At 60.1% G+C, this 14276-nt stretch carries 15 protein-coding genes; 10 read left to right on the top strand and 5 right to left on the bottom strand.

Going from position 1 to position 14276, the window contains the following annotated elements; translation table 11 throughout:
- Positions 1-11 precede the first annotated feature (11 nt).
- Positions 12-1538, top strand: a complete 1527-nt coding sequence (locus AB4P97_RS24555; RefSeq protein ID WP_395601724.1) for a SulP family inorganic anion transporter — start codon at positions 12-14, stop codon at positions 1536-1538.
- 135 nt (positions 1539-1673) lie between these two features.
- Here the strand turns inward: AB4P97_RS24555 and AB4P97_RS24550 are convergent, their stop codons facing one another.
- A complete protein-coding gene (locus AB4P97_RS24550) occupies positions 1674-2324 on the bottom strand; it encodes a hypothetical protein (protein ID WP_042556976.1) in 651 nt (216 codons plus the stop codon).
- Between the two features lie 369 nt (positions 2325-2693).
- Here AB4P97_RS24550 and coxB point away from each other — a divergent pair, with 369 nt between their 5' ends.
- The 4 genes from coxB (at position 2694) to AB4P97_RS24530 (ending at position 7098) form a co-directional block, all read left to right on the top strand.
- The gene (gene coxB / locus AB4P97_RS24545) at positions 2694-3821 is read left to right on the top strand and encodes a cytochrome c oxidase subunit II (RefSeq protein ID WP_395597813.1); all 1128 of its coding nucleotides are present in this window, start codon (positions 2694-2696) and stop codon (positions 3819-3821) included.
- Positions 3822-3903: 82 nt separating this feature from the next.
- Entirely contained in the window at positions 3904-5490 is a 1587-nt protein-coding gene (gene ctaD / locus AB4P97_RS24540; protein ID WP_042556974.1) for a cytochrome c oxidase subunit I, read from the top strand.
- 144 nt (positions 5491-5634) lie between these two features.
- Positions 5635-6186, top strand: a complete 552-nt coding sequence (locus AB4P97_RS24535; RefSeq protein WP_042556973.1) for a cytochrome c oxidase assembly protein — start codon at positions 5635-5637, stop codon at positions 6184-6186.
- A gap of 24 nt (positions 6187-6210) precedes the next feature.
- A complete protein-coding gene (locus AB4P97_RS24530) occupies positions 6211-7098 on the top strand; it encodes a cytochrome c oxidase subunit 3 (RefSeq protein WP_042556972.1) in 888 nt (295 codons plus the stop codon).
- Positions 7099-7194: 96 nt separating this feature from the next.
- On the opposite strand, the gene AB4P97_RS24525 is transcribed toward AB4P97_RS24530, so the two are convergent.
- Positions 7195-7398, bottom strand: a complete 204-nt coding sequence (locus AB4P97_RS24525) for a twin transmembrane helix small protein (protein ID WP_115147881.1) — start codon at positions 7396-7398, stop codon at positions 7195-7197.
- 70 nt (positions 7399-7468) lie between these two features.
- On the opposite strand from AB4P97_RS24525, the gene AB4P97_RS24520 reads away from it, so the two are divergent.
- Genes AB4P97_RS24520 through AB4P97_RS24500 form a run of 5 tightly spaced genes read left to right on the top strand, consistent with a single transcriptional unit; the run spans position 7469 to position 11377 of the window.
- A complete protein-coding gene (locus tag AB4P97_RS24520; RefSeq protein ID WP_047299207.1) occupies positions 7469-8209 on the top strand; it encodes an SURF1 family protein in 741 nt (246 codons plus the stop codon).
- On the top strand, positions 8175-8768 hold the full coding sequence (locus tag AB4P97_RS24515) for a hypothetical protein (RefSeq protein ID WP_395601723.1): 594 nt from the start codon (positions 8175-8177) through the stop codon (positions 8766-8768). The genes AB4P97_RS24520 and AB4P97_RS24515 overlap by 35 nt, the downstream gene beginning before the upstream one ends.
- 10 nt (positions 8769-8778) lie before the next feature.
- The gene (locus AB4P97_RS24510) at positions 8779-9858 is read left to right on the top strand and encodes a heme A synthase (protein ID WP_395601722.1); all 1080 of its coding nucleotides are present in this window, start codon (positions 8779-8781) and stop codon (positions 9856-9858) included.
- A complete protein-coding gene (gene cyoE / locus AB4P97_RS24505; RefSeq protein ID WP_047299204.1) occupies positions 9846-10745 on the top strand; it encodes a heme o synthase in 900 nt (299 codons plus the stop codon). The genes AB4P97_RS24510 and cyoE overlap by 13 nt, the downstream gene beginning before the upstream one ends.
- Positions 10742-11377, top strand: a complete 636-nt coding sequence (locus tag AB4P97_RS24500; RefSeq protein WP_115147883.1) for an SCO family protein — start codon at positions 10742-10744, stop codon at positions 11375-11377. Before cyoE ends, AB4P97_RS24500 begins: the two co-directional genes overlap by 4 nt.
- Positions 11378-11551: 174 nt before the next feature.
- On the opposite strand, the gene AB4P97_RS24495 is transcribed toward AB4P97_RS24500, so the two are convergent.
- From AB4P97_RS24495 to AB4P97_RS24485, 3 genes are all read right to left on the bottom strand, one after another.
- Complete coding sequence (locus AB4P97_RS24495; protein WP_042556965.1) at positions 11552-12322, bottom strand: MetQ/NlpA family ABC transporter substrate-binding protein; 771 nt, start codon at positions 12320-12322, stop codon at positions 11552-11554.
- A gap of 77 nt (positions 12323-12399) precedes the next feature.
- Positions 12400-13074: a methionine ABC transporter permease gene (locus AB4P97_RS24490; RefSeq protein ID WP_042556964.1), complete on the bottom strand. Its 675-nt coding sequence runs from the start codon at positions 13072-13074 to the stop codon at positions 12400-12402.
- A complete protein-coding gene (locus tag AB4P97_RS24485; protein WP_042556963.1) occupies positions 13074-14081 on the bottom strand; it encodes a methionine ABC transporter ATP-binding protein in 1008 nt (335 codons plus the stop codon). The genes AB4P97_RS24490 and AB4P97_RS24485 overlap by 1 nt, the downstream gene beginning before the upstream one ends.
- Positions 14082-14276: the final 195 nt, after the last annotated feature.

Below are 14276 nucleotides of genomic sequence, written 5' to 3'. Positions count from 1 at the left end.
GGAGAATCACCATGCGTGCTGCTCAATTGAAAGCTGTGTTGCCACGGGAGCTGCTCGCATCCGTGGTTGTGTTCTTGGTCGCCCTGCCGTTGTGCATGGGCATTGCAATCGCTTCAGGGTTGCCGCCAGCGAAGGGTTTGATCACCGGAATCATCGGTGGTCTGGTGGTAGGTTGGCTGGCGGGTTCACCGTTACAGGTCAGCGGGCCGGCGGCGGGTCTGGCGGTTTTGGTGTTCGAACTGGTGCGCCAGCACGGTATCGAGATGCTCGGGCCGATTTTGCTACTCGCCGGTTTCCTGCAACTGGTGGCCGGGCGACTGAAGCTCGGCTGCTGGTTTCGGGTCACGGCGCCAGCGGTGGTCTACGGCATGCTTGCCGGGATTGGCGTGTTGATCGTGCTGTCACAGGTGCATGTGATGCTCGATGCGTCGCCGAAACCTTCCGGGCTGGATAACCTTACGGCATTCCCCGCCGCGGTGGCGCAAGCCTTGCCGTCGTTTGGCTGGCAGGCAGGCCTGCTCGGGTTGTCGACGATTGCGATGATGTGGCTGTGGGAGAAATTCCGCCCGCACTCGCTGCGGTTCGTTCCCGGCGCATTGCTCGGTGTTGGCCTGGCGACGGGCGCCAGTCTGCTGCTGGCGTTGCAGGTGAAGCGGGTTGAGGTGCCGGCGAATCTGGCGGAAGCCATCGACTGGTTGAAACCGGCAGACCTGCTCAGTCTGGCCGATCCGACGCTACTGATCGCCGCGTTCGCCGTGGCGTTTATCGCCAGCGCGGAAACCCTGTTGTCGGCCGCCGCGGTAGACCGCATGCACAATGGCGTGCGTTCGGACTTCGACCGTGAACTCTCGGCGCAAGGTGTCGGCAACATGCTCTGCGGTCTGCTCGGCGCACTGCCGATGACCGGGGTGATCGTGCGCAGTTCGGCCAACGTCCAGGCCGGTGCAACCACGCGTTACTCGACGATCTTCCACGGTCTGTGGCTGCTGGCGTTCGTGCTGTTGCTGTCGAGTGTGCTGCAAAGCATTCCGGTGGCGAGTCTGGCGGGTGTGCTGGTGTATACCGGCTTCAAACTGGTCGACCTGAAAGCCTTCCGTGGTCTGGGCCGTTATGGGCGGATGCCGATGTTCACCTACGCCGCCACGGCGCTGGCGATCATCTTCACTGACCTGCTGACCGGTGTGCTGATCGGTTTTGGTCTGACGCTGGTGAAACTGGCCTTCAAGGCCTCGCGCCTGAAGATCAGCTTGATCGACCTGCCGCCGGAAGGGGAAATGGAGTTACGCCTGATCGGCGCGGCGACCTTCCTCAAAGTACCGGCGCTGACCCAGGTGCTGAACACGATTCCAGCAGGCTCGACGGTGCATGTGCCGCTCAATAATCTGAGCTACATCGACCATTCGTGTCTGGAGTTGCTGGAAGAATGGGGCCGGGCGAATGCGGCGAAGGGCTCGAAGCTGGTGATCGAGTCGCGTGGGTTGAAGCGCAGGCTTGAAGGCAGGGTGCGGACCAATACCGGAATCGGCGCGGCCGGCTAAAAACTCACTGTTGCGATAAACCCTGTGGGAGCTGGCTTGCCAGCGATAGCGGTCCGTCAATCACTGAAAGTGTTGACTGATCCACCGCTATCGCTGGCAAGCCAGCTCCCACAGGTATCTGGGTGTAGCTAAGGGTTACGCAGCAGGCTGATCCAGCTCCAACCCCACACCCAATCGGCGGCTCATGCAAGGCCAGCGTTTCCACGCCGCACCGGTCTCAGGGCTGCTGAGTTTTTCGCGGTAGATCTCGACTGATTCCAGCGCAAAACTTTCGTCGTTGAGCATCTCGTCGATGGCGTGATGTACCGCTTCGTCCAGTTGGTTGGCAAATTCCTCACCGATCAACTGGTGAGCAATCAAGTTGGCGACCGTCATGTCCAAGGGGATCAAGGGCTGGCCGAAATGCTTGATGTACAGGTCATTGACCTCTTCGACAAAACGGTGCGCCAGATAGGCTTCGTCCAGCAGGCTGTCCAGGCCAACGTGCCCGGCCATGATGGCTGGCGGCTGGAGGAAGTACTGCTCGGCGATTCTGAGCACCGGTTTGATCTGCGATTCAATTCCCGCTTCCCTGGCGACTTCATTGGCTGCATCCAGCAGGTCCGGTACTTCATCGATGTAGGCGGCGACAAAACGCGTCAGCACACCATTGGCGTCGGCTTCCGGCAATTGGATCGCCGGGTGTAAATGAGGCAGCTTGCTTTCCAGCTGACGGGTCAGCAGGCCGGTTTCTTTCTCGTGCTGTTGGGCTTTTTGGATCTGCTCGCGCAATGCGGCGGTGTTCATGAAAACTCCAGGGAACAAGGCAGTGAAATAGGGAAGACATAAGTTAGCTGGCTTACGAAAAATGCTAAGACGCATTTGTCATAATTATTTCATCCTTGATGCGCCCGCGTTATATCTGTTTGCCACCACTCGTCTGCATCCTTCTCCATTCCTGCCCTTGAACGCAAGTGCTCGCTGTTTCAGATCATTTACGAGCAAACATTGCAATTCTCAGTCGCTGTCTATACTCGCCAGTGAATGGAGTTAGCTGATGACGCCCGACTGCACCCGCAGCAAGGCTCGGCGATTCAAGTTCGTAGTCTGATGCAGCCGCTCCCTTGCCGCAGGCGAAAGCCTCCGGGATAACAAGAACGATAAGGGGAACCCGCAATGATGCGACATCCACACGTCTGGATGGGCCTCCTGTTGTGGTCGATTTTCAGCCCGGCCAATGCGGCCTGGACTGTGAATATGGCGCCTGGAGCGACTGAAATCAGTCACGCAGTATTCGACCTGCACATGACCATTTTCTGGATCTGTGTGGTGATCGGGGTCATCGTCTTCGGCGCCATGTTCTGGTCGATGATGGTGCACCGCCGTTCTACCGGGCAGGTCGCCGCAAAATTCCACGAAAGCACCACCGTCGAAATTCTCTGGACCGTCGTACCGCTGCTGATTCTGGTAGCGATGGCCGTGCCGGCGACCGCCACCCTGATCAAGATGTACGACAGCAGTGAGCCGGATATCGATATCCAGATCACCGGTTATCAGTGGAAGTGGCATTACAAATACCTGGGCCAGGACGTCGAGTTCTTCAGCAACCTGGCCACTCCCGCCGAGCAGATCCAGAACAAGGAAGCCAAGGGCGAGCATTACCTGCTTGAGGTCGACAAGCCGCTGGTGCTGCCGACCGGCGCCAAGGTGCGCTTCCTCGTGACCTCCGCTGACGTGATCCATTCCTGGTGGGTGCCGGCGTTTGCGGTCAAGCGCGATGCGATTCCGGGGTTCGTCAACGAAGCCTGGACCCGCGTCGACAAACCGGGCATTTACCGTGGCCAGTGCGCCGAACTGTGCGGCAAGGATCACGGCTTCATGCCGATCGTGGTCGAGGTCAAGGATAAGGCCGACTACGAAACCTGGCTCGCCGAGCGCAAAGCCGAGGCTGCGCAGCTCAAAGAACTGACCAGCAAGGAATGGACCCTCGATGAGCTCAAGGAGCGCGGCGACAAGGTCTATCACACCACTTGCGTCGCCTGTCACCAGGCCGAAGGCCAGGGCCTGCCGCCGATGTTCCCGGCGCTCAAGGGCTCGAAAATCGCCACCGGCCCGATCAAGGATCACCTGAGCATCGTCTTCCACGGCAAACCCGGCACCGCCATGGCGGCGTTCGGCAAGCAGCTGTCGGAAGTCGATATCGCCGCCGTTGTGACCTACGAACGTAACGCGTGGGGCAACAACAAGGGCGACATGGTGACGCCAAAAGAAGTGCTGGAGCTGAAACAGGCGGAAAGCAAATGAGCCGGTCTATTGCGTACTTCGTGAATCGGTCGGGGCTCCGCGCCCCGGCCCGCCCCGTCCACTCGCTTGAAGGAGACCGGCCATGAGCGCTGTCATCGATGACCACGGTCACGCCGACCACGCCCACGGCCCGGCCAAAGGCCTGATGCGCTGGGTGCTGACCACCAACCACAAGGACATCGGCACGCTGTACCTGTGGTTTGCGTTCTGCATGTTCCTGCTCGGCGGCTCGTTCGCCATGGTGATCCGCGCCGAGCTGTTCCAGCCCGGTTTACAGATCGTCGAACCGGCGTTCTTCAACCAGATGACCACCATGCACGGTTTGGTGATGGTGTTCGGTGCGGTGATGCCGGCGTTCGTCGGCCTCGCCAACTGGATGATCCCGTTGATGATCGGCGCGCCGGACATGGCCCTGCCGCGCATGAACAACTTCAGCTTCTGGCTGCTGCCGGCGGCGTTCCTGCTGCTAGTCTCGACCCTGTTCAGCCCCGGTGGCGGGCCGAACTTCGGCTGGACGTTCTACGCGCCGTTATCAACGACTTACGCACCTGAAAGCGTGACGTTCTTCATCTTTGCCATTCACCTGATGGGGATCAGCTCGATCATGGGCGCGATCAACGTGGTCGCGACCATCCTCAACCTGCGCGCCCCCGGCATGACGTTGATGAAAATGCCGCTGTTCGTCTGGACCTGGCTGATCACCGCGTTTCTGCTGATCGCGGTGATGCCGGTGCTGGCCGGGTGCGTGACGATGATGCTGATGGACATCCACTTCGGCACCAGTTTCTTCAGTGCTGCCGGTGGCGGTGACCCGGTGTTGTTCCAGCATGTGTTCTGGTTCTTCGGCCACCCCGAGGTGTACATCATGATCCTGCCGGCGTTCGGCGCCGTCAGCTCGATCATCCCGACGTTCTCGCGCAAACCGCTGTTCGGCTACACCTCGATGGTCTACGCCACGGCGAGCATCGCGTTCCTGTCGTTCATTGTCTGGGCGCACCACATGTTTGTGGTCGGTATTCCGTTGGTGGGCGAGCTGTTTTTCATGTACGCCACACTACTGATCGCCGTGCCCACCGGGGTCAAGGTGTTCAACTGGGCGAGCACCATGTGGCAAGGCTCGCTGACCTTCGAAACGCCGATGCTGTTCGCCGTGGCGTTCGTCATCCTGTTCTCCATTGGCGGGTTCTCCGGGCTGATGCTGGCCATCGCCCCGGCGGACTTCCAGTATCAGGACACCTACTTCGTGGTTGCGCATTTCCACTACGTGCTGGTGCCGGGGGCGATCTTCGGGATCTTCGCCTCGGCCTATTACTGGCTGCCGAAATGGACCGGGCACATGTACGACGAAACCCTCGGCAAGCTGCATTTCTGGTTGTCATTCATCGGGATGAACATGGCCTTCTTCCCGATGCACTTCGTGGGACTGGCGGGAATGCCGCGGCGGATTCCGGACTACAACCTGCAATTCGCCGACTTCAACATGGTCTCCTCGATCGGCGCGTTCATGTTCGGCGCCACGCAGATCTTCTTCCTGTTCATCGTCATCAAGACCATCCGTGGCGGCGAACCGGCACCGGCCAAACCGTGGGATGGCGCCGAAGGCCTGGAGTGGAGCGTGCCGTCGCCGGCGCCGTATCACACCTTCACTACGCCGCCGGAAGTGAAATGAACACCTCCAGCCCTGTGACAAACCCTGTGGGAGCTGCGGTGCGACGATTCGACTTGCCAGCGATGGGGCCAGCGCAGTGTGTCAGGCAGGCAGCCATCGCTGGCAAGCCAGCTCCCACAAGGATTCATGTGGAGGCTGAAAATCATGGCTGACTCGATCTCGCTGAAAAAACTGGTCACCCGCCTGCTCGGTGTGGTGGTCGCGATGTTCATTTTCGGTTTTGCCCTGGTGCCGATCTACGACGTGATGTGCAAAGCCTTCGGCATCAACGGCAAGACCGGCGGCCAGTACGAGGGTGAGCAGGTGGTTGATACCTCGCGCCAGGTGCGCGTGCAGTTTCTGTCGACCAACACTGCCGACATGCCATGGGATTTCTATCCCAAGCACGATGAACTCACGGCCAACCCCGGCGCAGTCAACGAGATGATCTTCATCGCCCGCAACCCCACCGACAAACCGATGAGTGCGCAAGCCGTACCGAGCATCGCGCCGAGTAATGCCGCCGCATATTTCCACAAGACCGAATGCTTTTGCTTTACCCAGCAGGTGCTGCAGCCCGGGCAACAGATCGAAATGCCGGTGCGTTTCATTGTTGACCGCGACATGCCCAAGGAAGTGAAGCACCTGACGCTGTCCTACACGCTGTTCGATATCACCGCCCGACATCCACCGGTGGCTGTAAACACTGGCGGTTAGCGTGCCCGATAAGGAGAACAATAAATGGCAACTCATGAGCACTATTACGTTCCGGCCCAGAGCAAGTGGCCGATCATCGCCACGATCGGGATGTTGGTCACCGTGTACGGTCTGGCCGTCTGGTTCAACGATCTGAAGGCAGCGCGCCCGGAATCCCATGGCCCGCTGATCTTTTTCGTCGGTGGCCTGCTGGTGGCGTACATGCTGTTCGGCTGGTTCGGCACGGTGATCAAGGAAAGCCGCGCGGGGCTATACAGCGCGCAGCTGGACCGCTCGTTCCGCTGGGGCATGAGTTGGTTCATCTTCTCCGAAGTGATGTTCTTCGTCGCTTTCTTCGGTGCGCTGTTCTACGTGCGGCACATTTCCGGCCCGGCACTCGGAGGTGAAGGCCCCAAAGGGGTCGCGCACATGCTTTGGCCAAACTTTCAGTTCACCTGGCCGCTGCTGAACACGCCGGACCCGAAACTGTTCCCGCCGGCCAAGGACGTCATCAGTCCGTGGGGCTTGCCGCTGATCAACACGATTCTGCTGGTCAGCTCAAGCGTGACCATCACCATCGCCCACCATGCGCTGAAGAAAGGCCATCGCGGCGCGCTGAAAATCTGGCTGGCGATCACCGTGCTGCTGGGCTGTGCGTTCCTTGGCTTCCAGGCCGAAGAATACATTCACGCTTATAAGGAGCTGGGCCTGACCCTGGGTTCGGGCATCTACGGCGCGACGTTCTTCATGCTCACCGGTTTCCACGGCGCCCACGTGACCATCGGCACGATCATTCTGTTTGTGATGCTGATGCGGATCATGAAGGGCCACTTCGACAACGAGCATCAGTTCGGCTTTGAAGCGGCGAGCTGGTATTGGCACTTCGTCGACGTGGTGTGGATCGGCTTGTTCATCTTCGTTTATGTGCTTTAACAACAGCTACAAGCCACAACAACAGCTTCAAGCTTCAAGCTTCAAGCTCAAAGCGGTAAGGCTTCTAACTTGCAGCTTGCAGCTTACCGCTTGCAGCTACCACCGCACGTGGGACACCAGTTGGCCGCTGTAGAAACCCCAGGCAATCAGGCCGACGGTTCCAGCGGCCAATGCCACCCGAACACTCAAGGCGATGACCAGTCGATTCGAGCTGCTGTCGTCCTTGACCAGGAAAAACAGGCCGCTGAACAGGCTGATCACCGTGGCAATCAGCATCAGGACGATAGCTGTTTTGAGCATGGGAAGACTCCGGGGGACAGGCGATGCAGTTGAGTATAGCGATCGCGACGACTGACTTTGTGGCGCAAGCATGAAGCGCTTTCGCCCGGGTGTGATTCCGACCGTGGTGGTGGCGTTGTTGCTGCCGCTGCTGGTGTCACTGGGTTTCTGGCAACTGAGCCGTGGCGCGGAGAAAACCGCCCTGCTCACCACTTACACGGAACGCCGCGCCGCAGAGCCGATGGCCAGCAGCGAACTACTGACCAGCGCCGACCCGGCCTATCGCCGCGTGCATCTGCAGGGCCAGTTCGATGGTGCCCACAGCCTGTTACTCGATAACCGCCAGCGTGACGGCAAAGTCGGCGTCGAAGTACTGCAACCGTTTCAGGATCAGCGCAGCGGTCTGTGGCTGCTGGTCAATCGCGGCTGGCTGCCGTGGCCGGATCGCCGCGTACCGCCGCAATTCAGCACGCCAACCGAATCGCTGAATATCGACGCCTGGGTTTATATCGCCCCCGGCGCGACTTTCCAGTTGCACGCCGACCCGGTCAGCCAGACCTGGCCGCAAACCATCACCGCCGTCGAGCCGGCCAAGCTGTGGAAAACCCTCGAACGCGACGGCTACGCCTATGAATTACGCGCCGAACCCGGCCCGGCCAGCTATCAAGCCGATTGGCCGGTGGTCGCGATGGGCCCGGAAAAACACCTCGGTTACGCCGTGCAGTGGTTCGCCATGAGCATTGCACTGCTCGGTCTCTACCTCTATCTCGGCTGGCACAACGCCAAGGAGAAACACCATGGGAACGGCCATGAATCCACCCAGCATGTCTGAAGCCAAAGTCCCGGTCAGTCGCCGACGCGGACGCATGCAACTGTTGCTGATCGTGCTCGGTGTAGTCGGCCCGATGCTTCTCGCCACCGGCATGTACAAATTGCAGTTCTGGGTGCCGGAAGGTCGCAGCTATCACGGTGAACTGCTCGGCAACGGCCAGACCCGCACCGACCTCGGCGTGCAAGCCGATGAACAACGCTGGCAGATGCTGGTGACCGCGCCCAAGGACTGCTCGGTGGATTGCCAGCAGTTGGTGTATCTGGCGCGGCAGATCCAGATCGGCCTCGGTCGTGAGGCCGGGCGCGCCACCCATGCCCTCGCCGCCGCGCAGCCGTTGAGCAGCGACTACGACGCCAAACTGACCCGCGAATATCCGCAGCTGCAACGCTATCCGCTGGATGCTGCGACGTTCAGCAAGACAACAGGGGACAACGCGACGCCGCAGCTGTGGATCATCGATCCGCACGGCAACCTCGTGCTGCGCTACGGCCCGAACGTAAAGGGTAAGGATCTGCTCAACGACCTACGCCATCTGCTGAAACTGTCGAACATCGGATAAGGGCATCGTCATGGCCAAACCTGGATTTCGCCTCGCGCTGTTTGCCACCCTGCTGGCACTGATTGTGGTGCTGCTCGGCGCCTACACACGCCTGACCCACGCCGGCCTCGGTTGCCCGGACTGGCCGGGTTGCTACGGATTTATCAGCGTGCCGAAAAGCGAAGCCCAACTGGCCCATGCCGAACTGCATTACCCCGAGGCGCCGGTCGAAGCACACAAGGGCTGGAACGAGATGATCCACCGCTACTTCGCTGGCGCCCTCGGCCTGATCATCTCAGTGCTGGCCGGCCGCGCGTGGGTCAATCGGCGTCATCCGGGCCTGCCATTGAAACTGCCACTGTTCTTGCTGGCGGTGGTCATCGCACAAGCCGCGTTCGGCATGTGGACAGTGACGCTCAAGCTCTGGCCACAAGTGGTCACCGGGCATTTGCTCGGTGGTTTCGCGACGTTGAGTCTGTTGTTTTTGCTGACCCTGAGATTGTCCGGTGTGCTGCCGGCGCTGACCGTGCCAAAGCGTTTGCAGTACTGGGCGACGGCCGGACTGTTGCTGGTGATCGGCCAGATCGCCCTCGGTGGCTGGGTCAGTTCCAACTACGCGGCGGTGGCCTGCATCGACTTCCCGACGTGCCATGGCGAATGGCTGCCAACCGCTGATTTCGCCAATGGCTTTCATCTGACCCAACATATCGGCCCGAATTATCTGGGCGGACAACTCGACAGCGACGCACGCACGGCGATTCATCTGACCCATCGCATCGGCGCGCTGCTGGTAACGCTGGTGCTGCTCGGTCTGGCCTGGCAACTGAAAGTGGTTGGCATGACCCGACTGGCCGGCCTGGTGCTCATCGCCCTCGCCGCGCAAATCACCCTCGGCATCAGCAACGTGGTGTTCCATCTGCCGCTGCCAATCGCCGTCGCCCACAACGCGGGCGGCGCAGCACTGTTGTTGTCGATGGTGCTGGTCAATTATCACGCGCGCACCAGCCTGGTTCGGGTCAAGCAGCCGCTGATCGCGCGGTGGCGCTTGAGCCCGCGTAAACACTCGGCGGCGCCCATCACAATAAAAGGAGAAACGCCGTGGCGATTCTGATTGGCGAACGTCCCGCGCAGGCGTTGTGGCGCGATTATCTGGAGCTGACCAAACCGAAAGTGGTGGTGCTGATGCTCATCACCTCGCTGGTCGGCATGTTTCTCGCGACCCGCGCCGGGGTGCCGTGGACGGTGCTGGTGTTCGGCAACCTGGGGATTGCGCTGTGTGCCGGCGGCGCGGCGGCGGTCAATCATGTGGTGGATCGACGCATCGACGCGCTGATGGCGCGCACCCACAAACGGCCGTTGGCCGAGGGCCGGGTGTCACCTGCCGCCGCGCTGACGTTTGCGCTGGTATTGGCGCTGCTGGGGCAGGCGTTGTTGCTGACCTTCACCAATCCGCTGACGGCGTGGCTGACGCTCGCTTCGTTGCTTGGTTACGCGGTGGTTTACACCGGTTTCCTCAAACGCGCGACGCCGCAGAACATCGTCATCGGTGGTCTGGCCGGCGCCGCGCCGCCGCTGCTCGGCTGGACCGCCGCCACTGGCCATGTCAGCGCCGAACCGTTGCTGCTGGTGCTGATCATCTTCGCCTGGACCCCGCCGCACTTCTGGGCGCTGGCGATTCATCGCAAAGAGGAATACGCCAAGGCCGACATCCCGATGCTGCCGGTCACCCACGGCGAGCACTACACCAAAGTGCACATTCTGCTGTACACCTTTGCGCTGCTGGCCGTGAGCCTGCTGCCGTATGTGATCCACATGAGCGGCATGCTCTACCTCGTTTGCGCCCTCGCCCTGGGCGCGAGGTTTCTGCAATGGGCCGTGGTGCTGTACCGTGGCACTCGGCCGCACGCGGCGATCAACACCTTCAAGTACTCTATTTATTACTTGTTCCTGTTGTTCATCGCCCTGCTCGTAGACCACTACTTACTGTTGAACCTATGACTCGAACCCAGAAAACCGTTTTCATCCTCGTCGCCGTGGTCGCGTTGATCCTCGGCCTTACCGTCAACAAAGTGCTGAGCGGCAAGGGCCAGGGCGACCCGACCGCGTTGATCGACGCCGGCATCATCCTGCTGCCGCAGAGCCGCAATCTGCCGGACGTGACGATGACGGACCAGGACGGCAAACCGGTCGCGATCAATGAGCTCAAGGGCAAGTGGAGTCTGCTGTTTTTCGGCTACACCTTCTGCCCGGACATCTGCCCGACCACCCTCGCGCAACTGCGCCAGATCAAAAGTGAACTGCCGAAGGACGCTGTGGACAAGTTGCAGATCGTGCTGGTCAGCGTCGACCCCAACCGTGATAACCCGAAGCAGTTGAAGCAGTATCTGGGCTATTTCGATCCGCAATTCGTCGGCCTGACACCGACCTCGATCGAAGAACTGCAGAAAGTCGCCAACGCGGTGAGTATTCCGTTTATTCCAGCGGACACCAGCAAGCCCAATTACACGGTGGATCACAGCGGCAATCTGGCGGTAATCGGGCCGGACGGCACGCAGCGCGGGTTTATTCGGGCGCCGCTGAACAACGCCAAACTGGTGGCGCAGTTGCCGGTGATGCTTAACCGCAAATAACACGCCACTGCCCCCTGTGGGAGCGAGCCTGCTCGCGAAGAGGTCGGCAGAGTCAACATCTACATTGCCTGACACACCGCTTTCGCGAGCAGGCTCGCTCCCACAAGGGACTGTGTTTTCGGGCACAAAAAAGGGGACGCACATGGCGTCCCCTTTTCGTTGCAGCAATCTGAATCAGAACGCCGGCAACACCGCACCCTTGTACTTCTCGGTAATGAATTGCTTCACCTCCGGACTGTGCAGGGCCGCGGCCAGTTTCTTCATCGCGTCGCTGTCCTTGTTGTCCGCACGGGACACGAGAATGTTCACGTAAGGCGAGTCATTACCCTCAATCACCAGCGCGTCCTTGGACGGATCGAGCTTGGCTTCCAGCGCGTAGTTGGTGTTGATCAGCGCCAGATCGACCTGAGTCAGCACACGCGGGATGGTCGCGGCTTCCAGTTCGCGGAACTTCAGGTCTTTCGGGTTTTGCGCGATGTCTTTGATGGTCGACAGGATGTTGGTCGGGTCCTTCAAGGTGATCACGCCAGCCTTGGCCAGCAGCAACAGCGCACGGCCGCCGTTGGTGGCGTCGTTCGGGATGACCACGTTGGCGCCGCCTGGCAATTCTTCGATCTTCTTGATCTTGCTCGAGTACGCGCCCAGTGGTTCCAGGTGTACGCCGGTCACGGCAACCAGGCTGGTGCCCTTGGCCTTGTTGAACTCATCAAGGTACGGCTGGTGCTGGAAGAAGTTGGCGTCCAGACGCTTTTCGGCAACCTGTACGTTCGGCTGAATGTAGTCGGTGAAGACCTTGACCTTCAGATCCACGCCTTCTTTGGCCAGTGCAGGCTTCACGAACTCGAGGATTTCAGCGTGCGGCACCGGGCTGGCGGCAACGGTCAGGGTTTCGGCGTGGGCCGAGAATGCCGCAACGGCAGCGAAAGCAGCGATCAGTTTTTTCATTCAGCTAACTCCTTATGAGGCGCCCGTCTGGCGCCTGCCAGCGAATGGCCGGCTCATCTCTTGATTACAAAAACCGGTTATTTGCGCGAGAAATGCACGACCAGTCGGTCGCCCACCATTTGCAACACTTGCACCAGGATCAGCAGCAACACCACGGTGACGATCATCACGTCAGTCTGGAAACGCTGGTAGCCGAAACGGATCGCCAGGTCGCCCAGGCCACCGGCACCCACCACACCGGCCATTGCCGTGTAGGAAACCAGTGTAATCGCTGTCACGGTAATCGCTGCGAAGATGCCCGGACGGGCCTCTGGCAACAACGCGTTGACGATGATCTGCCGAGTGGTCGCGCCCATCGACTGGGTCGCCTCGATGATGCCGCGATCGACTTCACGCAGCGCAGTTTCCACCAGACGCGCGAAGAACGGCGTTGCACCCACCACCAGCGGCGGAATCGCACCGGCCACGCCCAGCGAGGTGCCGGTGATCAGCACGGTGAACGGGATCATCACGATCAGCAGAATGATGAACGGCAGGGAGCGCAGGATGTTCACCGCCAGCGACATGAACGCGTAGACACCGCGGTTTTCCAGCAACTGACGCGGGCTGCACAAAAACAGCAGCACACCCAGCGGCAGACCGAGCAGCACGGTGAACAGCAGCGAACCGCCGAGCATCAGCATCGTGTCGCCGGTGGCCAGCCAGATTTCGTACCAGTCGATATTGGCGAAAAAGCTCATAAAGGCTTCCATTAACGCAGGACCTCCATGTGAACGTCAGCGGCGGTGAAGCGAGCGAACGCCGCTTCCATGTCGCCACCGGTGACGGCGAGGGTCAATTGCCCGTACGGAACGTCTTTGATGCGATCGATACGACCGGCCAGGATGCTGTAGTCGACACCGGTCTCGCGGGCGACGGTACCGAGCAATGGCGCGTAGGTCGCTTCGCCCTGGAAAGTCAGACGCACGATACGGCCCGGCACGTGAGCGAAGTCATCGCGCTGTTCGCTTTCGTCGATCTGCTCGCTTTCCTGCACGAAACGCTTGGTGGTCGGGTGCTGCGGATGCAGGAACACATCGGCTACCGAACCTTGCTCGACGATCACGCCGGCATCCATCACACCGACCTGATCGCACACACGGCGGATGACGTCCATCTCGTGGGTGATCAGTACGATGGTCAGTTTCAGCTCGCGATTGATCTCGGCCAGCAGTTGCAGGACCGAGGCCGTGGTCTGCGGGTCGAGAGCGCTGGTGGCTTCGTCGCACAGCAGAATCTTCGGCTTGGTCGCCAAAGCGCGGGCGATGCCGACACGCTGCTTCTGGCCACCGGACAACTGCGCCGGGTACTTCCTGGCGTGGTCGGAAAGACCGACCCGCGCCAGCAACTCGGCCACACGTTTGTCGATTTCGCTGCTCGACAACTCACCGGCCAAGGTCAGCGGCAACGCAACGTTGTCGGCGACAGTCTTGGACGCGAGCAGGTTGAAGTGCTGGAAGATCATCCCGACTTGCTGGCGGAAACGGCGCAGGCCGTTGGCGTCCAGCGCGGTGACTTCTTCGCCGTCGACGAAGATCTTGCCGCCACTGGATTCTTCCAGGCGATTGATCAGACGCAGCAGGGTACTTTTTCCCGCGCCGGAATGGCCGATCAGACCGAAGACCTGACCGTTCTCAATCGAGAGACTGGTCGGGTGCAGGGCGGGGATGTCCTTACCGGCGACGCGGTAAGTCTTGTGGACGTTTTGAAACTCGATCACGTAGCGAACCTTGTGGGGCGCGTTAGAAAAGGATCAGCGGTTAGCCGGGCGCGCATTTTAGCCTGTCCGTATAGAGGTTCTTAGCATTTATTTCGCATTTAACCTTCGAATTGGCAATAAGAAGATCAAAGGTCATAAAAAAGGAACGCCAGTTCCTTGTCATCGGTCACTACTTAAGCGACTTGAAAGCCTGGG

Source organism: Pseudomonas sp. A1230 (assembly GCF_044218825.1).
GTDB classification, from domain to species: Bacteria; Pseudomonadota; Gammaproteobacteria; order Pseudomonadales; family Pseudomonadaceae; genus Aquipseudomonas; species Aquipseudomonas iridis.
The sequence above is the reverse complement of the archived record's forward strand: the minus strand, read 5'-3'. Positions and strand labels throughout refer to the sequence as shown.